17 protein-coding genes and 1 pseudogene are annotated in these 22,550 nt (G+C 45.9%); 7 read left to right on the top strand and 11 right to left on the bottom strand.

Annotation, left to right across the window (positions count from 1 at the left end; translation table 11 throughout):
* Window positions 1-82: 82 nt before the first annotated feature.
* From olsF to L2744_RS01300, 3 genes are all read right to left on the bottom strand, one after another.
* Window positions 83-1,855 carry a bifunctional ornithine lipid synthase OlsF gene (gene olsF / locus L2744_RS01310; RefSeq protein WP_512700981.1) on the bottom strand — a complete coding sequence of 591 codons (1,773 nt, stop codon included), beginning with the start codon at window positions 1,853-1,855 and terminating at the stop codon, window positions 83-85.
* A gap of 106 nt (window positions 1,856-1,961) precedes the next feature.
* Window positions 1,962-3,029, bottom strand: a complete 1,068-nt coding sequence (locus tag L2744_RS01305) for a UDP-2,3-diacylglucosamine diphosphatase (protein WP_248990354.1) — start codon at window positions 3,027-3,029, stop codon at window positions 1,962-1,964.
* A gap of 152 nt (window positions 3,030-3,181) precedes the next feature.
* Window positions 3,182-4,540, bottom strand: coding sequence for a YjiH family protein (locus L2744_RS01300; protein ID WP_248990353.1), 1,359 nt, complete (start codon window positions 4,538-4,540; stop codon window positions 3,182-3,184).
* Between the two features lie 727 nt (window positions 4,541-5,267).
* Between L2744_RS01300 and L2744_RS01295 the strand changes: the two genes are divergently transcribed.
* The gene (locus tag L2744_RS01295; protein ID WP_248990352.1) at window positions 5,268-5,954 is read left to right on the top strand and encodes a DUF998 domain-containing protein; all 687 of its coding nucleotides are present in this window, start codon (window positions 5,268-5,270) and stop codon (window positions 5,952-5,954) included.
* A gap of 8 nt (window positions 5,955-5,962) precedes the next feature.
* Here L2744_RS01295 and L2744_RS01290 read toward each other — a convergent pair whose 3' ends face one another.
* Together L2744_RS01290 and ubiU are read right to left on the bottom strand one after the other, a co-directional pair.
* Window positions 5,963-6,832: a U32 family peptidase gene (locus L2744_RS01290; protein WP_248990351.1), complete on the bottom strand. Its 870-nt coding sequence runs from the start codon at window positions 6,830-6,832 to the stop codon at window positions 5,963-5,965.
* Window positions 6,833-6,873: 41 nt separating this feature from the next.
* Window positions 6,874-7,875 (bottom strand): ubiquinone anaerobic biosynthesis protein UbiU, encoded by a 1,002-nt coding sequence (gene ubiU, locus L2744_RS01285; RefSeq protein WP_248990350.1) that lies wholly within the window; start codon window positions 7,873-7,875, stop codon window positions 6,874-6,876.
* A 138-nt stretch (window positions 7,876-8,013) separates the two neighbouring features.
* Between ubiU and ubiT the strand changes: the two genes are divergently transcribed.
* Window positions 8,014-8,550, top strand: coding sequence for a ubiquinone anaerobic biosynthesis accessory factor UbiT (gene ubiT, locus L2744_RS01280; protein WP_248990349.1), 537 nt, complete (start codon window positions 8,014-8,016; stop codon window positions 8,548-8,550).
* Between the two features lie 67 nt (window positions 8,551-8,617).
* Here ubiT and L2744_RS01275 read toward each other — a convergent pair whose 3' ends face one another.
* Together L2744_RS01275 and trhP are read right to left on the bottom strand one after the other, a co-directional pair.
* Window positions 8,618-8,869, bottom strand: coding sequence for a YfhL family 4Fe-4S dicluster ferredoxin (locus L2744_RS01275; RefSeq protein WP_248990348.1), 252 nt, complete (start codon window positions 8,867-8,869; stop codon window positions 8,618-8,620).
* A 4-nt stretch (window positions 8,870-8,873) separates the two neighbouring features.
* The gene (trhP, locus tag L2744_RS01270) at window positions 8,874-10,241 is read right to left on the bottom strand and encodes a prephenate-dependent tRNA uridine(34) hydroxylase TrhP (protein WP_248990347.1); all 1,368 of its coding nucleotides are present in this window, start codon (window positions 10,239-10,241) and stop codon (window positions 8,874-8,876) included.
* A gap of 262 nt (window positions 10,242-10,503) precedes the next feature.
* On the opposite strand from trhP, the gene L2744_RS01265 reads away from it, so the two are divergent.
* Both L2744_RS01265 and L2744_RS01260 read left to right on the top strand, forming a co-directional pair.
* Complete coding sequence (locus L2744_RS01265; protein WP_248990346.1) at window positions 10,504-11,346, top strand: HDOD domain-containing protein; 843 nt, start codon at window positions 10,504-10,506, stop codon at window positions 11,344-11,346.
* Window positions 11,347-11,380: 34 nt separating this feature from the next.
* Window positions 11,381-12,877, top strand: coding sequence for a putative bifunctional diguanylate cyclase/phosphodiesterase (locus tag L2744_RS01260; RefSeq protein ID WP_248990345.1), 1,497 nt, complete (start codon window positions 11,381-11,383; stop codon window positions 12,875-12,877).
* A gap of 57 nt (window positions 12,878-12,934) precedes the next feature.
* Here the strand turns inward: L2744_RS01260 and L2744_RS01255 are convergent, their stop codons facing one another.
* Together L2744_RS01255 and L2744_RS01250 are read right to left on the bottom strand one after the other, a co-directional pair.
* Entirely contained in the window at window positions 12,935-13,360 is a 426-nt protein-coding gene (locus L2744_RS01255; RefSeq protein ID WP_248990344.1) for a thioesterase family protein, read from the bottom strand.
* A gap of 209 nt (window positions 13,361-13,569) precedes the next feature.
* Window positions 13,570-14,826 (bottom strand): adenylosuccinate synthase, encoded by a 1,257-nt coding sequence (locus tag L2744_RS01250; RefSeq protein WP_248990343.1) that lies wholly within the window; start codon window positions 14,824-14,826, stop codon window positions 13,570-13,572.
* A gap of 140 nt (window positions 14,827-14,966) precedes the next feature.
* Here L2744_RS01250 and L2744_RS01245 point away from each other — a divergent pair, with 140 nt between their 5' ends.
* Window positions 14,967-15,860 (top strand): LysR family transcriptional regulator, encoded by an 894-nt coding sequence (locus L2744_RS01245; protein ID WP_248990342.1) that lies wholly within the window; start codon window positions 14,967-14,969, stop codon window positions 15,858-15,860.
* Between the two features lie 28 nt (window positions 15,861-15,888).
* Here L2744_RS01245 and L2744_RS01240 read toward each other — a convergent pair whose 3' ends face one another.
* On the bottom strand, window positions 15,889-16,713 hold the full coding sequence (locus L2744_RS01240; RefSeq protein WP_248990341.1) for a substrate-binding periplasmic protein: 825 nt from the start codon (window positions 16,711-16,713) through the stop codon (window positions 15,889-15,891).
* Between the two features lie 307 nt (window positions 16,714-17,020).
* On the bottom strand, window positions 17,021-17,647 hold the full coding sequence (locus tag L2744_RS01235; RefSeq protein ID WP_248990340.1) for a TetR/AcrR family transcriptional regulator: 627 nt from the start codon (window positions 17,645-17,647) through the stop codon (window positions 17,021-17,023).
* A gap of 417 nt (window positions 17,648-18,064) precedes the next feature.
* Between L2744_RS01235 and L2744_RS01230 the strand changes: the two genes are divergently transcribed.
* Both L2744_RS01230 and L2744_RS01225 read left to right on the top strand, forming a co-directional pair.
* The gene (locus tag L2744_RS01230; protein WP_248990339.1) at window positions 18,065-19,303 is read left to right on the top strand and encodes an efflux RND transporter periplasmic adaptor subunit; all 1,239 of its coding nucleotides are present in this window, start codon (window positions 18,065-18,067) and stop codon (window positions 19,301-19,303) included.
* Between the two features lie 13 nt (window positions 19,304-19,316).
* Window positions 19,317-22,473 (top strand): annotated as a pseudogene (locus tag L2744_RS01225) (efflux RND transporter permease subunit).
* Window positions 22,474-22,550: the final 77 nt, after the last annotated feature.

Here is a 22,550-nt window from a genome sequence, read left to right as displayed (position 1 = left end):
CAGAGTGGTGCTTAATTAGCCAATCCCTTAGTACAAAGTGTTAACCTATGGCTGATTTAAGATTAAGCCGCACGGCTTTCGGCTAATCCAGCTCCTCGCATTCATCTTCCTGTGCTATTAGCATGCGTTCAGCTTCAGGCAAATGCGCACCAATGTAGCGTTGATACTTTTTACCTTTTAGCTTATGGGTATCGACTAGCACTAGGCCATCGATGCAATCACCAAAGTCTGCATCGATACCAAAGGCGAGGAATTTAACGCCGTCAGCCCGACAGAGTTCACCATATTGTTTGTAAAGCGTTGGGACTGCGGCGCCCATGCTCGCGAGCATTTGTTTAAGCTGCTTGAAATTATTCGGGTAATCATCGTTACTATATAAGTTGTCTAATTGTGCTTTTTGTTGCTGTGATAAGCCAAAGGGTGACATAGACACGGCCATAGTTTGCATGGGCGCAAATTCCCTTGAGTAAAAATGCACCAGCATTTCCCGTGCACTACCTGGGAGTTGATTGCTGATGGATACTGGGCCAAATAGATAACGATATTCAGGATGCTTGGCGAGAAATGCCCCAACGCCAAACCAGAGGTAGTCTAAGCTACGTTTACCCCAATACTTGGGTTGCACAAAACTGCGACCTAGCTCTAAACCTTGTTTCACATAGGGCATAAAACTATCGTCATATTGAAACAGGGACTGGCTATAAAGAGCATTTTCACCGTACTGAGCTAAGACTTGATCACCACTGGCAAAGCGATAGGCGCCAACAATCTCGAATTGTTGCTTATCCCATAGGACAAGATGTTGATAATAAGAGTCGTATTTATCGATATCCCGGCGCTTACCTGTACCTTCTCCTACAGCGCGAAAGGCGATTTCTCTTAAGCGGCCAATTTCCCGCATGATGGGATTACTATCGTGGTGGTGATAGAGGTAGATCAACTTGTTATCTTGAGTTTCCCCTAACAGTTCACACTGTTGCAATGCGGTTTGTAACTCTCGTCGGGATTCTGGATGGGCGATAGCACTTTGGGTGATAAACAGCGGATCTTTATCTTTACCAATGCGATATAAATGATTCTTCAACAGTTTTATTTTGGTCTTAAGCGGAAAATCCATCGAGCGCACGGCTTCATTGGGGATCAGCTCGCCGATTCGGATCGGCATATTGCGTTTGGCCTGTTTGAACATCTCTTTTACTAATAGTAGCGTCGCCAGCGGCTTATAAATCATCGACGCACCGTAGAAGGTGGCTGAGTTTTTGGCATCAAGATAGATAGGTAGCAAAGGTGCATTACAGGAAATTGCCATTTTTAAAAAACCAGAATGCCACTGGGTATCCCTTACCCCGTTGGGTCGCAGGCGCGAGACTTCGCCCGAGGGGAAAATCAGTACAGCACCTTCATTACGCAGGTGCTGGTGGATTTTTTCTAAATGCTGTTTAGGCGTGCCGCCTGTCATATTGCGCACGGGGAGCAGGATTGAATGCAAAGGCTCAAGTGCCATCAGGAGTTCGTTGGCGACGACTTTAATATCGGGGCGAATTTCGCTGATCAACTTGATCAGGGCTAGTGCATCGAGTGAACCTATGGGGTGGTTAGCGAAGATGAGGACTCGCCCTTCACAGGGGATATTTTCAATCTCATTGGCCGGGACGGTAAAGCTAAAATCGAAACTCGCTAATACTTGTTCGACAAAGTCGATACCTTGTAAGTAGGAAAACTGATTGGCGATATCGTTACATTGTTTCTCATTAAGGAGATAACGCAGCATGGCTTTGGCCGGTTTAGCCAGCCAAGGCTTGCCATGGATGGCGGGTAGATTATTTTCAACCACATTATCGACGGTAAAGATCATTGGGTTTACCTTAAGCGTTGACAGCCGCTCTGCATTGTTATTATAGGGAAGGAGTTTTGACGTCTGTTCATTATTATTCATTGGGTTAGGAAGGATAGTCATAGTATTAGGCGACATCCCTTGGCCGAGATTCGAGTTCTTGGGCAGTGTTCGTCCTGCGCGCCGCTGATTTATCGTGCACAGTGCTGTTCACATCGGGTGGACTTTGTACAAGTGCGATACTCTGGAGTATGTCGAGTGTTAAAGTCTGTTCATTCCAGCGGCAGAGCTGTAATTCACCTGCGAGGGTTTCAGTAATTAAACTGCAGTTTTCAACCCAATCTCCGTCGTTAGCGTAAATGATCTGACGCTGCTCGGGTGTACTGTATTGCGCAGCTCTTGGGTGAGTAGAAAGTTCAGGTTGGTGGATATGGCCGCAGATAACACCATCGACATCAAAGTGCTGTGCATAGTCGATCACGGCTTGACGATAGCGGCCAATGGCGACTTGGGCTTTACCCACTCTTGATTTGATATAACTTGCCAGTGACCAATAGGGGTAACCTAAGCGTTCACGTAGGCTGTGAAGATTACGATTAAGGAACAACAGTAAGTCGTACAAATTATCGCCTAGCATGGCATAAAAACGACCGACACAGACATCAGCATCGAATTGATCACCATGGAGCATCAATAGTTTATGGCCGCCAATTCCTTGGTGAATATGTTGGCGTGCAATTTTGATATTCCAAAGACTGAGCTCGGCATAGGGTTTTATCAGTTCGTCATGGTTACCTGGTAGATAAATCACTTGGGTACCGTTTTGCGCTAACTCGATGATTTTTTGTAGCACTTTGTTGTGGCTATCGGGCCAATGCAACTTACGTTTTAGGGCCCATAAATCGACAATATCCCCCACCAAATACAGATGCTGGCAGCGCACCGTAGCGAGCAAACTCAGTAGATAATCAGCCTTACAGTCCTTGCAACCTAAATGGATGTCCGAGAGCCACAAAGCATTAACGGTTATATGTGGGAGGTTTAATATCGATGGGCTTGCTTGTGTGGGGATGGAGGTGTCTAGCGAGGGTGCGAAGTGAGCTGAGCGATTAAATGTGGGCGAAAAATCAGTCTTAGCGCTTTGCGTATTCCCCTTCACTGTAGGGGCAATATTCCTGAAATCAAATCCCGTCATCTCGTATGCACCCTATTAGGCTGTTGACGAGAGCAAGCTTAGCCAGAGGCTTTGACTGAATGATGACGTTTACATGACGTGCAGATGACAAAAGGGGAGTCAGTTGAACTGACTCCCCTTTGGGGTTATTTCAGTGAAGCGAGTTTAAGCTGTTAAAACAGCAAATGTGCTACGCCCGCGATAACGGGTAGTGTTACTAAGGTGCGTAGGATAAACACAACGAAGAGCTCTACAAAGTTCACTGGAATTTTACTGCCAATAAGGAGTGCGCCAACTTCACTCATGTAGATCAACTGAGTGACAGAGAGTGCCGCAATCACGAAACGGGTCATATCCGATTCAATCGAGCTTGCGAGGATTGAGGGGATAAACATATCGGCAAAACCGACCACTATGGTTTTAGACGCTTCGGTGGCTTCGGGAATATGCAGTAGTTCCAGTAAGGGAATAAACGGCATACCTAAGTAGTTAAAGACGGGGGTATGTTCGGCAATGATCAGCGCCAGAGTACCAATCGCCATCACCACAGGAATAATGCCAAACACCATATCGATGACGTTTTTCACACCTTCGTGTAGGACGGTTTTAATTCCTCCCGCATTGGCCGCTTTTTCTAGGGCTTTTTCGAAGCCCCAAGAGAGTGCGCCGTGACCCACAGGGATCAGTTCATCGTCGGGTAAGCGTGGGGTGTCATCGATATAATGGTCTTTCTTCCATGACAAGGGAGGCAACTTAGGCACTATGATCGCCGCGGCAAAACCCGCCAGACACACAGTCAAATAGAAGGGCACGAACATATGCTCTAACTTGACTTGTGAAATTACCACTAGGCTGAAGGTAATAGACACTGCCGAAAAAGTCGTACCAATAACGGCCGCTTCCCTCTGAGTGTAAAAGCGCGCTTCGTACTGTTTACTGGTCAGCAAAATCCCCACACTGCCATCGCCTAACCATGAGGCCATACAATCGATAGCGCTACGACCCGGTAGATTAAACACCGGCCGCATGATTTTGGTTAGCAGGGTGCCAAATAGCTCTAGTAGACCGAAATTCAGTAGCAGCGGCAGTAACATCCCCGCAAAAATAAACACTGAGAACAGCACGGGCAGTAAGTCGTTCAACACTAATGCGCCAGTGCTTGAGGAATTAATCACCTCAGGACCTAGGCCTAAATAGGTGAGCACGATAAACACGGCGCCGACAATACGGGTTATTAACCATAATGGGCTCACATTGAGTAAGCCGTTCAGGAAGTGATTGCCCGTAATAAAGGCCGGTTTAAGCATTTTTGCCAGCAAAGATACGACAGCCATAGCCACGACTATGACAGTCACTATGAGGGTTAATACATCGCTTAATGCGCTTTGTAATGCTTTAGATATGATAGCGATAGGAATCGTAATCGCATCGTTATAGCTGATAGGCGTCATAAACAGCAGCAGGCCTACCAGCGAAGGGACGATAAAGGTGAGTATCGTCTTTATATTGAGGTTTTTATTTTCAGTAGCCAATGGTGTACACCTTAAAGTACGAGTCGCACAAAATAAACTTGAATAAGCTGCCATCCAAACTGTTTTTAATGCCAGTTAAGGTGCATTTTCATTCAACTCAAAAACGAGAATGGGGAAGATTACTCGCTTAGCCTTGCTATGTAAAACGATTCGCTAGTTAGTTTGATATAAGCAGCAAAACAGCATAGTTATTTTTTGAGTATTCCACTTTAGTCTATAGCCATGCTTATCAAACTATCCCTATGCTATATTAAGCTAATCAATCGGTTAGGTGTTTATATGGCGCAGGTTTTTAGACGTGTTTTATTCTGTCGCCTATAATGGGCTCGGTTTAGGTTTGAGTAAAAAATATTACAGTTAAGACATGAAATGCAGCATCAGGCCATTTTTTAGCCGTAATACCTGTGCTGAGCTAGCGGGTGTTAAATAAATAATGCTAACAGTGCGATGCCGATCACCTATTGATTGCTATGGGGCGATTCAAGCTATTTTTGGGGGGAGATTACATTTTTATGCGTGGCTGAGGTGCAATTCTCAATAGTTTTATTCGGTTTTTTTGACGTTGTTGTTCTGCTTAAGGATGACTAAAAAATCGATAATAACGGAGAAAGTAAAAAAATTATCATAAAGCGGATATGTGCCGCTTTAAATCTTTTAATTTCCATGTAAGTTAGTGTCATTCCTATTTAGCTAATTTATTCATGACTGTTACGATAAGAAGCGTCACATGAAAAAGAGTTCTACACTCGCCACTAAATTTGGTTTTCTTGGTATTTTTGGGTTGTTGCTCGGGATTGTAGTGGCGGTATTGGGGTTTAATTCTTCAGATCAACCGCATTTTAACGTTCTAAACCATACCCTAAGTGAATTAGGGACTTATGGGCATTCCCCCCTTGCTGTAGTCCTTAATGGAGGGTTATTTTTTGGCAGTTTAAGCATCGTTTTTTATTGTTTGTCTTCATTGCAAAATGTAACCTCTTGTTGGGGATATCCTTTCTTTATTTGTTTGGCTTTAACCTTCTTTGCGTTAGCTTGGGTCGGTTTATTCCCGGTCAATGTGTACCATTTGCACATTTTAGGCCTGAAATGGTTTTTCTATTTGGGCAGCCTAAGCGCGATATTTTATTTAATCCTCGCCAGTTTGGGCCGGTCAGCATTCGGACGTTGGACTTGGTTATTAGCCTTGATTGTGCTCTGTAGCATGATGACGTTTTTGTATGCTCCGCAATTGGAACTGGGATTAACGGAAGGCGATAGACCTTTTTATCAAGAAATGGTGCAACAACTTCCAAGACCCACCCCATGGTGGCCAGCCCTATTGGAATGGATAGGACTGGGTAGTTTATTATGTTGGACGACTGTACTGCTCATCAGTCAGTTTACTTATAGTCCAAAGGCCAGTAATGGAGATTGACTCATCTATTAGCTGGCATGCGTTGTAAGGCCCGCTTCACCAAACCAATAGCCATCACATTGCTCATCGCTTATGGGGACATAGAGTACCCTTTGTGTCTTAAGGGCTTCGATTAAGGCTTCGGCTTTAGCGATACATTCCGCACTGCTGGGTGACACTCTAAATACATCCACCCCCATTTGATCCATAGTTGCGATTTCACTGCCTAAATCCAAGCAAGCAGCCGATTGGGTTTGAATACCATTAAGTCTTAATAGGGGTTGCATCTCTTGGGTTTGCGCCAAGAGCCCTTTGCTGTATTGGCGACAAATTGTTTCACAACTGTCTTTGGTGAGTTGTTTGTGCCTTGCGGTAAAGCAGCGCGCTGAATGAGCCAGCGGTAAATAGCCGTAGCCAAGCACTTCCACCTCAAAAGCGGGTTTATCTTGTATGACTTGCTCTAACCAAGCTTTAGATAACTCCACTGGCATGACAAATCGCTGCATACCTAAACCCTGCAAAATATCTAAGCTGGCTCGGTTATAGTTGTTAATACTGGCACCGCAGACAAAGGGTAATTTGTGCTCTTTGGCGAGGTAGACTGCAGCCATATCATTGGCTTCTATCATAAATTCGCCGTTATCTACTTGACGCTTGAGCTCGGTATACTCCGATGGCGCCTCAATTAATGCGAGAGTTGAAAGCACTACGTCTTTACCTGCCTGCTTGAGCATTTGTGCAAGTTCAAGATAATCCCCCCATTTTAGTTCGCGTCTGCGGCTACAGACAGCTTCACCTAAATAGACGAGCGGGATTTGGCTGGCTGCAACGTGCTGGTAAAAGTCGATGACTTGTTGTTTCTGCCAGCAATACAGTAATGGGCCTAGGGAAATACGCATAACTCTTCCTTACTTTCAATCTGTTTATCGAGCATTACTGCCTATTGCCAGTTGCGCTCATAGGCGCCAAGCGTTGTGATCTGCCCTTCGGAAACCTTAGCTAAGGCTTGCTCCCACTGGGGTTGACTGTGGAACTTATCGGGATTTTCAAAATAGGTATCTATGGCTTGGCGCCAGACTCTAGTAACTTGCTCAACATAAGCTGGGCTACGTTGACGACCTTCGATTTTTAACGACACTATGCCTGCCTTAGCCAGTTCAGGTAGTAAACTTAAGGTATTTAAACTGGTTGGCGACTCGAGTAAATACTGAGGAGAATCTTGATCATCAGTAATGTAGCGTCCCTTACAAACCACGGGATAACCCATTTGCTCATCCAAGGCTGATTTATCGATAAGCACATCATTGAGCCGAGTTAATCTGTCTTGTCCTTCCTCTTGCCAGCGCACGTGTTTGGCTGGGGAGCAAGAACCGCCTGTGTTGGGTGATTGACCCGTGACATAGGATGATAAATGGCATCGCCCCTCGGCCATAATGCATAGACTGCCAAAGGCGAACACTTCTAAATCCACTGGGCTGACTTTGGCAAGATCGCGCACTTGTTTTATGGATAGCACTCGAGGCAAGACCACCCGAGCAATATTAAAGGCTTCTTTATAAAAACTCAGTGCGCCAAGATTGGTTGCGCTTGCCTGTACAGAAAGATGCAGTGGCAGCTGCGGGTAATGTTTATGGGCATAATCGAGCAAAGAAAGATCGGCGACAATCAATGCATCGATCCCGAGCTTGGCGGCTAAATCTATGGCTTGATACCAGCGATGTTCTTCCCCAGGTTTTGGGAAAGTATTTAAGGTTAAAAAGATTTTCTTACCGCGCATATGCGTAAGCTCAGTGGCTTCCTGTAGCTTTGCCGGAGTGAAATTTAATCCCGCAAATGAACGTGCATTGGTATCGTCTTTTAACCCTAGATATACCGCATCGGCTCCGGCTTGTAACGCCGACTTTAGCGAGGCCAGATTTCCTGCTGGACACAAAAGCTCCATATTCATGCTCCCGATAAATTGATAGCCGCTGAGTTTAGGCAAGATTGAATAGCGGTGAATTGATTTAAAACAGGTTTAAGATCATAAAATCCCGTTAAACTGGGATATATCGTGTTTTATTTTTGTAGGGTACCCATTATGTCCGCTGTTTTTTCAGCAAAATTTGCAAAACAACTCCTTGAAATCACGCCTAAGTTAATGAGTTTCCCCCTCGCAAAAGTGCCGTTTAGCCTTAAAGCGAAAGTGATTAGCCAATTGCTTGGACTTTTGCTAGCTTCGCAAACCGCGGATGATGAACTGGATTTTTTAGCGGAAAAGTGGGTCGCTATTCGGGTTGAGGATTTAAACCTGAATTTTGAAGTGACTTTTGATGGTCAATGGCAAGTGAGAGAGTTAACCCATGCGCAGGTCACCTTTAGCGCTAACTCGGCGGAGTTGCTGTTAGTTGCTGCGGCGAAGGAAGATCCCGATACGCTATTTTTTCAGCGTAAACTGAATATTGAAGGGGATACTGAATTGGGCCTTGAGGTAAAAAACCTATTATTAAGCATAGAATTTTCAACTATGCCTACCCCGATCCGCCTGAGTATCGAAAAGCTGGCTGCCATTATTGAGCGACTGCAAATTGAGGCTAAACCGACGGTTATTCTGAGTAAATCCCCCAGTTTTAACTAATGTGTTCGGCAGAGATAAAGCAAAAGCCCCGAGCTAATCTCAGGGCTTTTTATTGGCTTAACATTGGCTAAGTTTTTTGTGTTAGAACTGCAAATTTCACTAGCAGTTCGTCCTGCGACTCTACTCGGTTGGGATCGGGGTCGATACAGTCAATCGGGCAGACGGACACACAGGTTGGCTTGTCGTAGTGACCAACGCATTCGGTGCAGCGATCGGGGTCGATTTCATAGATCTCTTCACCCATAGTGATCGCCTGATTAGGACACTCAGGCTCACACATGTCGCAGTTAATGCAGCTGTCGTCGATCAGTAATGCCATTAGCTTAACCTAGTTCATGGGGGTTGCGCGTATCCTGACCGTGGGGCAGGTTACGCAGTAAAATTCCGTGGCTTAAGTCGACTTCCTTCGGTACGGGAAGATATACCATGTGTCCAGAACCTAAACCAGCTGCAACCGCTTCAGCCTTGCGATTTTCGAGTTGCTCAATCGTCAAACTGATATTGCCTTGTGGAGTCATCAGCTCAACACTGTCACCCACGGAAAACTTGTTTTTCACTTCGATTTCGGCAAGCCCCGCAAGGTTGCGTTTACCCGTTAGCTCTCCGACAAATTGTTGGGTATCGCTGACAGAGTAGCCATAGTCATAGTTTTGATATTCATCATGCACATGGCGACGTAGGAAGCCTTCAGTATAACCTCGGTGGGCGAGACCCTCTAATTGATTCATCAAGCTACGATCAAAGGTTTTACCCGATGCAGCATCTTCAATCGCTTGGCGATAGAGCTGCGCAGTACGCGCGACATAATAGAAAGACTTAGTACGGCCTTCAATTTTGAGTGAGTCAATCCCCATCTTTGTCAGGCGCTCTACATGTTGGATTGCACGTAAGTCCTTAGAGTTCATGATATAAGTGCCATGTTCGTCTTCAAAGGCTGGCATATATTCGCCGGGGCGATTAGCTTCCTGTAATAGGAAAATTTGATCTGTCGGAGCGCCTGCCCCTAAGGTGGTTGGCGTTTCAATTTGCACCGCATTTGGCATGGCTATGATGTCACCGCTATCGTTTTGCTGCGCTTCGTGTACATCGTATTTCCAGCGACAAGCATTGGTGCAAGTGCCTTGGTTTGGATCGCGTTTGTTGATATAACCCGAAAGTAAACAGCGGCCTGAATAAGCCATACACAGGGCGCCATGCACAAAAACTTCGAGTTCAATATCGGGACAACGCTGACGAATTTCTTCAATTTCATCTAAAGACAATTCCCGTGACAAAATCACCCGTTTAATCCCTTGGCTTTGCCAAAACTTGACCGAGGCCCAGTTGATGGCATTGGCTTGCACGGATAAATGCACGACTTGATCGGGAAACGCTTCACGCACCATCATAATCAAACCGGGATCGGACATAATCAGCGCATCTGGCTTCATCGCCACTACGGGCTCCATGTCCTTGATATAGGTTTTAAGTTTGGCATTGTGTGGCGCAATATTGCTGACTACATACAGCTTTTTACCGAGCGCATGGGCTTCTTCAATCCCTGTGGCAAGGTTTTCCATCTTAAAGTCGTTATTACGTACCCTTAAGCTATATCTTGGCTGACCGGCATACACTGCATCTGCACCATAGGCAAAGGCGTAGCGCATATTTTTCAGCGTCCCAGCGGGCGAAAGTAGCTCTGGTTTAAACATAATGACTCTCGAATTAATTGATACGATAGAGGCGCAATGCGCGGGGGCGGCATTTTACACAATGGGAGTAGGGTTATGCAAATGGCGGCGCCTAACTTTAGCTGTAGTTCGCACTTTATGAATATAGCAGTGTGTTGAGTATAATCTCTAACGTAAGTATACAAATTATTAACGTCAGTTGCTTTTTCTACTCATCTCATCACAGCCAACTGATATACTCCAAGTATTCAAGATGAATGTTCGCAGATTGATGGGAGCTAAGATGTCTACTGAACATCTACTGTTAGTCGGATTATTAAAAAAACTAAAAGATGATGCCTTAGTGTTACCCACCTTGCCTGAAGTGGCAATGCGGGTACAAGAAGTTGTCGGGCGCCCAGATGCAAGCCTTAAACAAGTGGCCGAAGTAATAGGCCAAGATGCGGCTATTTCAGCCCGCATTATCAAAGTGGCCAACAGTGCTTTATACAGCCGAGGTATTCCTGCAGAAAGTATTCGTAGCGCAGTTTCCCGAATTGGTTTAATTCAGATCAAAACTATCGCTACTTCAGTTGCCATGGAGCAACTCTTTATTTCCACCAATGAAATGGTGTGGGAAGTGATGGATGAAGTGTGGCGTACTTCTATTGATGTGACCGCTGCTGCTTGCGCTATATTGCAGATGTACAATAAACGTCGCCCCCCGACTAGACTAAACTCCGATACCTTAACCTTAGCGGGTTTAGTGCATAATATTGGTGCTTTACCCGTACTCACCGAGGCCGAGGCACACCCCGAGTTGTTTACCAGTATTGACCAACTGCGGGCATTAGTGCGAAAAATGCAGGGCCCACTAGGGCGAGCCGTGTTAAAAAGTTGGGATTTTGCGCCTGAAGTGATGGAAGTGGTCGAACGTTGGGCGGATTTACCTTATCTACCAGAACATGTCACTTACTTAGATTTTATCCGTGCGGCAGCCTTCTATACGGGTGAACTACGGACGGGAGCTGAGCTTGAACAACGCCTTGATGTGTTTGTTACGAGGGGATTACCAGTGTCAGCAGATGAGCTAGCCAGTGATGAGTTTATGGATAGATTTCATTCGATTAGAGAAAGTTACCAATAGTTGTTAGGTTACGCGCTAAGGTTGAGGCCTAGGGATGATCACGATGGGATTTATCGGTATAGTGTTGCTTATCATCTTGATAGGTGTGCTCTATATTTTGCTGACAAAATATCACTCTCTGCGTCTGCAGCAACGGTTTTTGGCCCAGCTATGCTTTCAACTCGATCAGCAAAAGCTTGAACGTCGATCCCTTAATATTGCTGTTGTTCCCCAAGAGTTTGCTGCGCTTTATTATTCCTTAAACGAGATGCTAACCGCCTTGCCTGCGGTAGTGGGTAAAGACAAGCTTACAGGTCTTAGTAATCGAGTAGGCCTTAAACGTACCTTAGCGTCTATGATGCCTCTTACCCAAGGGACTATGGTCTTACTCGATATTTATCGGTTTCGTTATGTCAACGATCTCTTTGGCTTTGTGTTTGGCGATATTCTACTTAAGCAGTTTGCTGGGCGTTTAAATACTCTCAGTCTCACCCCTAGATTAATTGCTCGTTTAAACGGTGATGAGTTTTTTCTTTATTACGACCAAACCCTAACAGAAGAACAATTGCTACATCTACGTGGCCGCCTACAAGTGCCCTTTCGCATTAAGGACACGCCTGTTAGTGTCCGTGTGCAGATTGGATGTCTGCAGCTTCAATCACACCATGCCGATGCAAGCCAAATGTTGCGAAGACTCGATCTTGCCCTTAAAAAAGCCCGAGTAACACGTAGTGCTATTGCCTGTTACAGTGAGAATGATGATATACGGCAACTGCGGGAGCTAAAAATCATTGATAACCTTCCCAAAGGGTTACAGAGTAATCATTTATATATGGTGTACCAACCTAAGCAAAATGTGCAAACTGGCTTATGTACCCAAGTCGAAGCATTAATACGTTGGCAGCATGAGGAGCTAGGGGCTATCTCCCCTGGAGAGTTTATTCCTCTGGCTGAATATGCCGGGATGATTGACTTAGTCAGTCAGTGGGCGCTTGAACAGGTTTTAGCCCAACAGGAAAAATGGCGTGCTGCTGGGATTAATTTATGTGTGGCGGTTAATCTTTCAACAAGGGATCTGGACAGTGAAACCTTGCCACAGGAAATTGCATCGCGCCTTGCCTATTATCATTTACCGCCCGAATCTTTGATGATTGAAATTACGGAAAGTACCTTGATGTCGGACTTAAATAAAGCGGTTGAAACCTTAGATAAAATTCGTGCGTTGGGGGTTCGTCTCGCGATTGATGACTTTGGTACTGGGCATTCATCACTCGCCTATTTAAAGCATTTACCTGTGAATGAAGTCAAAATCGATAAAGCCTTTTTAAAGGATATTGAGCAGGATAAATCATCGGCGTACATTCTCGAGGCGAGTATCAATATTGCGAAAAAACTGGGTTATGACGTGACTGTTGAGGGCGTTGAAACACCAGAAGTTCGGAAAATTTTAGTGGCTATGGGGGCTGATACCCTGCAGGGAATATATTACGCTAAGCCCATGAGCGCTACCGAACTAGAAATGAATTGGGCTCAGTTACATCATGGTGCTTAAGGTAATCCTTTCAAATAGATAGATTGTTACTGAGTCCTTGGGTCGCAGTAGCAAATTCTACATGCTTGAATTAAAATCAACACTTAAAGCCGCAATCAAGTCAGCGGGCATAGGCGCTAATTGGCGCGCTTGGTTCATACATACCATTTCAATTGTTGCAGTGACCGCAGGTTTTTTCCCCTGAGGGCGCCAAATCTCCTGATGCCACACTGTGCGGTATTTGCTCTCGAAATAAAACCGCGTGCGCACATCGATAATATCCGCAAATTCCACGCCCTCATGGCACAACATATCGCTGCGATATACGGCAAAACCGAGTTGGCTTTGTTGCCATAACGAACTTAAGCGTTCGGCACCTATTACATGTTCGCGGGCGCGCTCGAAGTACTTCAAAAAATTAGGGTGATAAACCACACCAGAAAAATCCGTATCTTCGTAGTAGATTTGCACAGGAAAAGAATAAGTAGGGCTAAAATGCGGCATGGGATTTAAGCTAGTTTGAGAGTTTGTTATAGCGCGCAGTTTAGCGGTTTATACAGACAAACAAAACTAAAAATGGACATCAAGTATGGAGGGAAGAGTATTAGCATTTTTATATGGTTGGTGTAACTTTTTAAAAATTAACAAGCAAGAAAACAAAAAACCATATTCACCGAGGCGAATATGGTTTTTTTGTAGGGTAAACTTCGCGACTAGCGGATGATCATTTGATCGCGCTCAGGTCCCACTGACACCATACTGACACGCACGCCCATTAAGGCTTCGATACGCTCAACATATTGTTGTGCTGCCACTGGCAGACTCTCGAAGGTGCGACAACCAGTGATATCTTCACTCCAGCTTGGCATTTGCTCATACACTGGGCTTAACGCCGCAGTTTGTGGCCAAATTGGGTTTTCAGTGTGCTCACCGGCATAGGCGACACAGATTTTCAGATCTTTCATGCCCGATAGACAATCAATCTTAGTCAAAGCAATTTCCGTTGCTGCTTGCAGCTCAACACCATTACGGGTGGCAACAGCATCAAAATATCCCATATCACGTGGACGACCTGTGGTTGCACCAAATTCGTTGGCATTTTCACGGAAGGCGTCTTGCTCTTCCATTGCTGTCACTAAGGTGCCAGTACCCACGGATGAACTAAAGGCTTTAGCCACAGCGATCACGCGCTCAGGGCGCAGTGCCGGTAAACCGCTGCCGATACCTGCGTAAGCCGCAGTCACGTTTGACGATGTGGTATAAGGATATTCGCCATAGACTAAGTCGCGGCCAGCACCTAATTGCGCTTCAAACAGTAAGCTAGCATCTTGTTTTTGTAATGCTTTTAATGGCTCAGTCACGTTACAAATAAATGGACGCCAAGGCGCTGTCACGTCTAATAACCATGCTGTCATTTCGGCGGCGGTTTGATTGAAATCGCAGCTTGGATAAAGTGCCTTTAATTGCGGCATTTTCCAGTCGAGCATAAATTGAATGCGTTCTTGTAGCACTTCTGGTTGGTTTAACCAGCCGACTAAAATGCCTTTTTTCATCACACGATCGCCATAGGCAGGTGCAATCCCTTGACGGGTTGAGCCATAGGCTAAATCGCCAAGACGTTGTTCTTCTAAGGTATCTTCTAATGCATGCAAAGGTAAGCACAGGGTAGCGCGATCAGAAATACACAGTTTGACTTCAACGCCAGTCGCTTGCACTTCGGCAATTTCTTTGCTCAGTGCTTCTGGACTTATCACCATGCCAGGGCCTAATACTGCAATGCAGTTAGGGTTGAAAATGCCACTCGGTAATTGGTGTAACTTAAAGGTGCCATAGTCGTTAACTACGGTATGACCTGCGTTGTTACCGCCTTGAAAGCGAATACTGGCAGCGGCATCCGCGGCTAGAAAATCCACGATGCGGCCTTTGCCTTCATCACCCCAATTTGCACCCACAACCACGATCGACGGCATAACATTATCTCCACATTGATTAAGCGGTTATGCTAGACCTCCAATATGAATAAGAGAAATTAATTATAGTTATCGTGCTGATAAGGATCTCATATACAATTGGCTATAATTAACTCCATTTCTGTCTGAAAGGTGGCGCTATGCTCGATCTTCATTGGTTAAAGACTTTTGTCACTCTGGCGGAATTTAAGCATTTTGGTAAGGCAGCGATTGCGCTGCATATGACGCAGCCTAATGTGAGCCTGCATATTAAGCAACTGGAGCAAACCACTCGGGTAAAGCTGATTGAACGTAATCCCTTTAGATTAACGCAGGCGGGATTTCGTCTATTAGAAAGCAGTCAAAAGACTTTAATGGAGCTGCAGATCTGTCAAGCGGATCTCAATGCCATCAACGATCTTAGCCAAGGGACGTTAACCATAGCCGCCAGTGATATCATTTCGCGATTACTACTTATTCAACCTTTTCAATTATTTAAAGCTGAATTCCCGGGTATCGATTTTTCATTGCTCAATACAACCTCATCCCAAGCTTCGGAATTAGTGACTAATGCAGAAGCTGATTTAGGGTTTGTTATTGCACAAAAAGAGAGCCAACCGCTTCATTTTACTGAGTTGCAACAGATTAAATGGTGTGCTTTAGGCGATAACCTAGAACTTTGGCAACAGGCAAGGCTGGCCGCCGATGCGCCACTTGCCGAGCAACCTACTCTCATTTTGCTTGGGCATGACACTCGCACTAGGGAATTGCTGGATCCCGCTTTACCATCGCTTAATTTACCAAGCTATCGCATTATGGAGGTGGGCAGTGTTGATGCCCAGATTGACTGGGCAGAAGCGGGATTTGGCGTAGCAATAGTGCCGGAGTTTTCAATTTACACTAAGACCAATTTGGTAACCAAAGTCACACCATTACCGCAATTTCCGAGCACGAGTTTAGGTTATATAGTGCGCCAGAACCAAATACTGTCAAAGGCGATAAAACAGTTATTACACTGGGTAAATCAAGAGATTATTCGATCGCAACAGTCTTAGATATAGCGATAAGTTACTTAACTTAACCCTAGCGCTCAATGGTGAGCAGTTGCTGATATTGTCCACTGTGTTTTAACTGAATGATCCCTTCATCCAGAGCTTGTGCTAACAGTGCGGCCTGTGGGTTTTCCTTCGAAAAAGCTAAGTAAATATCGCTGCTGTGGTTATGAAATATGGGGACGATTTCGTCGCTAACCCCCATCTTGTGTAGATTCTCTTTTGCGACCATATCGAACATTAACGCAGTATCAATACGACCAATTAACAATAAATTGATCAGCTGCTGTTGGTTGGCGACTGTGACAATATTGAGCTGTTGTTGTTTGACTAGCTTGGGGAAATCATCGCCATATTCATAGCTTTTTATTACGCCAACAACGGTACCCTTTGGTAACATCCATTTATTGTTAGCAAGAATAGGCTTTTGTTTTTTTTGATAAAATGATGCCGTTGCAACAAATAAAGGGATCTGTCCAAATACAAAACGTTGCTCAGTGCTGGCTTCGCGGGTGACATTGAATACGCCATCAACGGCACCTTTTTCCGCCATCATTAATGCGCGGGAATAGGGCACAACGAGGCTGTTCACTTCAATATGCGACTGTTTAAATGCTGCTTGGATTAAGCGATGGGAAATGCCTTGACCAAGTTGGTTAGCAAAGGGCGGCCAACCATCTTCGGCGGCTAAGGTAACAGTATTAATTGGGGCGGCAAGGGAGATTGCATCGCTCTCTTGAGCCTGTGCTATGCCATATAAAAGAGTAATAAGTAGCAATAATGTGCCAAGCATAAATGATAAGGGCAAATAAAATGCCTGCCGCATTTTAATACTTGCTCTACTCTCTATGCGCATTTTACTTCCATTTGAGTCTGCTCAAGATAGGGCGTTTATAGCATAAGTCTTTATAGGTAGGCTAATGATTTTCTAGCGAGTTAGACCTTTTGTTAAACATCCTCAGAAGCGCAAAAATCCCAGTGCGATAGCGAGGTTGCACTGTGGTTTCCTATAAATTAGTCACTAAGGTAATTTGATTGGATAAAATATGTTGCATCCGATGCAGATGTCTCATGCCGTGAATAGTTAAGGTTTCAACCGAAAAAATAACCCCAGTAATGCCATGCTTTCACTGGGGATTTTATTATGTAGCGGTCACTTATCGCTAAGATAGCGCATGATTTCTGGGGAAATTCGCGAGCACTAACTCTGCTACTTTACGCAGTTCCTGTGGGCAAATACCGTTGGTGGCTTGTACTGCCATACCTTGCAATACCGTACCTATATACCGGGAAAGCAGTAATGGATCGGCATTTACGGGCAAATCGCCTTGATCTTTGGCACGTTGGAGTCGCTCGCACAGGGCGATTTCACCATCGCGGCGACGACTGATCAGGGTATCTTTTATCGCTTGCCCCGCTTCACTACAGGCCAAAGCGCCTTGAACAATCAAACATCCCTGGGGGTGGCTTTTATCCACGAAAGAGCTGGCGGCACCCATTAGCATAGACTCAACGACCTGATAGGCAGTTTTCTGTTCAAGTGCGGGGTAGAAAAATGCACAGGGACGTTGTTCATATAATTCTATCGCTTTGAGAAATAACTGTTCTTTATTACCGAAGGCAGCATAGAGGCTAGGCTTATTAATGCCCATAGCTTGGGTGAGATCGGTTAACGATGTACCTTCATAACCTTTGCGCCAGAAGACTTCTAAGGCTTTTTCTAATGCATCGTCAGTGTCGAAGGCTCGCGGGCGACCTACACAGGGCGTCTGGGTGACGGTTGACATCATTAGGCTCCTCAATTTTCAATTGCCCCTAGGATAGACATGGGTTTAGTTCATGTCCAGCCACTCTTGCTCACTGATGACTGACTAAGGGGATTTGTCCTACTTAGTCATCGAAGTGTCACCTAAGTTCAGCATTCAATCCGTGTCAGTCAGCGTTCGCCTCAATTTCATAAAAATACTTTGAAGATCAAACTTGTGGCTTTCCGCCTCAGGGCGCAATTCATACCTAAGGTAAGTGCGCACTTTTAATTTAATACCTATCGGTACATAAATTTGTTGACAGAGTCATTTTACGCTATATATTACCGTTCAGTACAGAACATTTTTTACCAGTCGGTATTTATTCGGTTTGGTTTGTAACACAGATGAATGTGTGTAGTTCGAACAGCGTGAAATGCCCGCCACCTTGAGGATAGTAATATGATGAGTAACAAACCCTTACGAATAATGATGTTAACGGCTGTGGCCGCTTTCGTTCTTTCAGCTTGTGGTGAGCAAACAGCGCAGCAGGGGCCAGCACCGAGTACGCCTAAGGTCGATGTCGCCCAAGTATTGCATGAGCGAGTCACCGAATGGGATGAGTTTACTGGCCGTTTACAGGCGCCAGAAAGTGTCATCCTTATCCCACGAGTCTCGGGATATATCGACTCAGTGAATTTTAAAGAAGGCGCCTTAGTGAAAAAAGGCGATGTGTTGTTTCGTATCGATCCAAGCGTGTTTGAAGTGGAAGTGGCCCGGTTAAAAGCAGATCTTGCTAGCGCACTCTCTGCTGAGCAACTGGCCACTAACGACCTTGAGCGTGCTCGTAAGTTGTTTGACCAAAAGGCGGTATCCGCTGAGTTACTCGATACCCGTGAGTCGAACAAACGTCAAATGGCGGCGGCGGTGGCCTCGGTTAAGGCGGCACTGATGCGCGCCGAGCTCGATTTAGCCTATACCCAAGTACAAGCACCGATTGATGGCCGCGTATCCTACGCTAATGTCACCGCGGGCAACTATGTCACCGCAGGGCAAAGTGTACTGACCAGTTTAGTGTCCACCGCCAGCATGTATGCCTATTTCGATGTGGACGAGCAAACTTACCTTAAATACGTCAAGTTAACCGCGCAAAACAAGCGTAACGATCCCCGCGCCGGCGATAATCCTGTGTATATGGCCTTAGCCAATGAACGCGATTATCAGCATATCGGCATGGTCGACTTTGTTGACAATGCGATGGATAAGCAGACGGGTACAATTAGAGTTAGAGCCACTTTTGACAATGAAGACAATAGTTTATTGCCTGGCTTGTTTGCGCGTCTTCGCACCGCGGGCAGTGGCGCCTATGAGGGCATCTTGATTGACGATAAAGCCGTTGGCACAGATCTTAATAATAAGTTTGTGCTGGTCGTTGGCAATGATGGCATGGTCGAATATCGCGGCGTGACCTTAGGTGAGAAAGTCCAAGGACTACGCATTGTAACCCAAGGCTTGATGGCGGAAGACAAGATCGTCGTCAATGGCATGCAACGTGTTCGCCCTAAGATGCAAATTGAGTCAAACATAGTTGAAATGGCAGATAGCGACAAGCTCGAAGCACTGCGCCAAGCCCAGTTAATACTCGATAAAAATCAAGATAATTTGACGGCGCAAACGGTCGAAACGGCTCGCCGCAGTTAAGGAATAACACACTATGTTGTCGCAGTTTTTCATTAAGAGACCGATATTTGCAGCCGTACTGTCACTGCTGTTTTTTATCACGGGGGCGATTGCCGTTTGGCAGTTGCCGATAACTGAATATCCTGAAGTGGTGCCGCCAACCGTAGTGGTCACCGCTAACTATCCTGGCGCAAATCCTAAGGTGATTGCCGAGACAGTTGCTTCACCACTCGAGCAGGAAATCAACGGCGTCGAAGACATGTTGTATATGTCATCGCAGGCGACGTCCGATGGACGCATGACCTTGACCATCACCTTCGCGATTGGCACGGATGTGGATAAGGCACAAACCCAAGTGCAGAGCCGAGTGGATAGGGCTATGCCGCGTCTGCCACAGGAAGTACAACGTTTAGGCATAGTCACTGAAAAATCATCGCCAGACTTGACCATGGTGGTGCATTTGTTATCGCCGGATAACCGTTACGACATGTTGTATCTGTCTAACTATGCGGCGCTGAACGTTAAAGACGAGTTAGCGCGGATTAAAGGTGTGGGTGCGGTACGTTTGTTTGGTGCAGGGGAATATAGCCTGCGAATTTGGCTCGACCCGAATAAAGTCTCGGCACTGGGCCTATCGCCTGCGGACATTATTGCCGCCGTGCGTGAGCAAAACCAACAGGCGGCAGCGGGCAGTTTAGGTGCTCAGCCCAGTGGCAGTGCCGACTTTCAACTCTTAATTAACGTTAAAGGTCGTTTAACTGAACTGTCTGAATTTGAAGATATCATCATCAAAGTCGGCCAAAACGCTGAAGTGATCCGCCTAAAAGATGTTGCCCGTATCGAGTTGGGTGCCACCAGTTATGCACTGCGCTCTTTACTCGATAATAAGGATGCGGTCGCCATTCCTGTATTCCAAGCATCGGGCTCTAACGCGATTCAAATTTCCGACGATGTGCGCGCCAAAATGGCAGAGCTATCTAAAGGATTCCCTGAAGGACTCGAATACGAAATCGTTTACGATCCGACGGTCTTCGTGCGTGGCTCGATTGAAGCTGTGGTAAAAACCCTGCTCGAAGCCGTGTTGCTGGTGGTGCTAGTGGTGGTACTGTTCCTGCAAACCTGGCGCGCATCGATTATTCCGCTGGTGGCCGTGCCTGTGTCTTTGGTCGGTACCTTTGCCTTTATGCATCTGCTCGGTTTCTCGTTAAATGCCTTGTCGCTATTCGGGCTGGTGCTCGCCATCGGTATCGTGGTTGATGATGCCATCGTCGTGGTCGAAAACGTCGAGCGTAATATTGCCGCAGGATTAAGCCCAGTAGCGGCAACGCAAAAGGCGATGAAGGAAGTGACTGGCCCGATTGTGGCAACCACCTTAGTGCTGGCGGCGGTGTTTATTCCAACCGCGTTTATGAGCGGTTTAACTGGGCAGTTCTATAAACAGTTTGCCTTGACTATTACTATCTCGACCTTTATCTCGGCGATTAACTCACTGACCCTAAGTCCGGCATTATCGGCGCTGTTACTCAAGAGCCATGATGCACCTAAGGACGGCTTAACCCGTCTAATGGATAAGTTGTTTGGTGCTTGGTTATTTGTACCCTTTAATCGCTTATTTAACCGCGCATCCGATGGTTATGGTTACTTAGTGCGTAAGGTGATCCGTTTTGGCGGCATTATTGGTCTAGTGTATTTAGGCATGGTGGCGTTAACGGGTGTGCAATTTGCCAATACACCAACGGGTTATGTGCCCGGCCAAGATAAACAGTATTTAGTGGCCTTTGCCCAGTTGCCCGATGCGGCATCCCTTGAGCGTACGGATAGTGTGATCAAGAAGATGTCTGAGATTGCACTAAATCACCCCGGAGTCGCGCACTCGATTGCCTTTCCTGGCCTTAGCATCAACGGTTTTACCAATAGTCCTAACTCAGGCGTGGTGTTTGTCGCGCTCGATGATTTTGACTCGCGTACCAGTCCTGAACTGTCGGCGAATGCCATTGCAGGACAATTGAATCAGCAATTTGCTGCTATTCAAGACGCGTTTATTGCCATCTTCCCGCCGCCACCTGTGCAAGGCCTCGGCACTATAGGAGGGTTCCGTCTGCAAATTCAAGACAGAGCCAACCTTGGTTATGAGGCCTTGTATCAGGTGACCCAACAAGTGATGTACAAGGCGTGGGCCGATCCTCAGTTAGCTGGAGTTTTCTCTAGCTATCAGGTGAATGTGCCGCAACTTGAACTGGATATTGATCGTACTAAAGCGAAACAGCAGGCAGTGTCGCTCGATCAAATCTTCCAGACATTACAAACCTATATGGGCTCGACCTATGTCAACGACTTCAATCGTTTCGGTCGAACCTATCAGGTGAATATGCAAGCCGACGAGGTGTTCCGTCAAAGTCCGCAGCAGATAAGTCAGCTAAAGGTGCCGAATCTGAATGGTGACATGATCCCGCTAGGTTCGTTCATCAACGTCAGCCAAAGCTCAGGCCCTGACAGAGTGATGCACTATAACGGTTTCACAACCGCTGAAATCAACGGTGGTCCAGCACTCGGAGTGAGTACAGGCCAAGCGCAGGCGGCGATTGAGAAAATTTTGGCTGAAACCTTACCTAATGGTATGACTTATGAGTGGACCGAGCTGACCTATCAGCAAATCCTAGCGGGCAATACGGGTCTTTTGGTTTTCCCGCTGGTGATCATCTTAGTGTTTATGGTGCTAGCCGCCCAGTACGAGAGCTATCTTAATCATCCCAATGACCTTACTTTCAGCCCTCAGTGGTGTGCTGATTTACGGCGGGGATAATAATATCTTCACCCAAATTGGCCTGATAGTGCTGGTGGGGCTGGCGACTAAGAATGCTATTTTGATTGTCGAGTTCGCGAAAGAGAAACAAGACCATGGTATGGCACCTATGGAGGCGATATTAGAGGCAGCAAGATTACGTTTACGTCCTATCTTGATGACATCTATCGCCTTTATTATGGGAGTTGTGCCTATGGTGTTCTCCACTGGTGCGGGCGCCGAGATGCGTCAAGCCATGGGGGTGGCAGTATTCGCCGGTATGATAGGGGTAACAGTGTTTGGTCTTATCCTCACACCGCTGTTCTACTACGCACTGGCAAAGCGAGGCAGTAAAAATGTCGTGCAGTTAGAAGGTATTTCTACAAACCAACACCATGAAAAAACATAAGCTTCTATCTATGATTTTGATGTGAGTTTATCGTGTTAAAGGCCTGTGAAAACAGGCCTTTTGCTTTGTGGTGCTGA

Origin of the sequence: Shewanella profunda (assembly GCF_023283765.1) — a bacterium.
Lineage (GTDB): Bacteria > Pseudomonadota > Gammaproteobacteria > Enterobacterales > Shewanellaceae > Shewanella > Shewanella profunda.
This window is presented reverse-complemented; position numbering and strand designations above follow the sequence as displayed.

Bases quoted from the DNA above. Each gene is read 5' to 3' on its own strand.
- olsF (WP_512700981.1), bottom strand. From the start codon at position 1,855: ATGATCTTTACCGTCGATAATGTGGTTGAAAATAATCTACCCGCCATC.
- L2744_RS01305 (WP_248990354.1), bottom strand. From the start codon at position 3,029: ATGACGGGATTTGATTTCAGGAATATTGCCCCTACAGTGAAGGGGAAT.
- L2744_RS01295 (WP_248990352.1), top strand. From the start codon at position 5,268: ATGAAAAAGAGTTCTACACTCGCCACTAAATTTGGTTTTCTTGGTATT.
- L2744_RS01290 (WP_248990351.1), bottom strand. From the start codon at position 6,832: ATGCGTATTTCCCTAGGCCCATTACTGTATTGCTGGCAGAAACAACAA.
- ubiU (WP_248990350.1), bottom strand. From the start codon at position 7,875: ATGGAGCTTTTGTGTCCAGCAGGAAATCTGGCCTCGCTAAAGTCGGCG.
- ubiT (WP_248990349.1), top strand. From the start codon at position 8,014: ATGTCCGCTGTTTTTTCAGCAAAATTTGCAAAACAACTCCTTGAAATC.
- L2744_RS01275 (WP_248990348.1), bottom strand. From the start codon at position 8,869: ATGGCATTACTGATCGACGACAGCTGCATTAACTGCGACATGTGTGAG.
- trhP (WP_248990347.1), bottom strand. From the start codon at position 10,241: ATGTTTAAACCAGAGCTACTTTCGCCCGCTGGGACGCTGAAAAATATG.
- L2744_RS01265 (WP_248990346.1), top strand. From the start codon at position 10,504: ATGTCTACTGAACATCTACTGTTAGTCGGATTATTAAAAAAACTAAAA.
- L2744_RS01260 (WP_248990345.1), top strand. From the start codon at position 11,381: ATGATCACGATGGGATTTATCGGTATAGTGTTGCTTATCATCTTGATA.
- L2744_RS01255 (WP_248990344.1), bottom strand. From the start codon at position 13,360: ATGCCGCATTTTAGCCCTACTTATTCTTTTCCTGTGCAAATCTACTAC.
- L2744_RS01250 (WP_248990343.1), bottom strand. From the start codon at position 14,826: ATGCCGTCGATCGTGGTTGTGGGTGCAAATTGGGGTGATGAAGGCAAA.
- L2744_RS01245 (WP_248990342.1), top strand. From the start codon at position 14,967: ATGCTCGATCTTCATTGGTTAAAGACTTTTGTCACTCTGGCGGAATTT.
- L2744_RS01240 (WP_248990341.1), bottom strand. From the start codon at position 16,713: ATGCGCATAGAGAGTAGAGCAAGTATTAAAATGCGGCAGGCATTTTAT.
- L2744_RS01235 (WP_248990340.1), bottom strand. From the start codon at position 17,647: ATGATGTCAACCGTCACCCAGACGCCCTGTGTAGGTCGCCCGCGAGCC.
- L2744_RS01230 (WP_248990339.1), top strand. From the start codon at position 18,065: ATGATGAGTAACAAACCCTTACGAATAATGATGTTAACGGCTGTGGCC.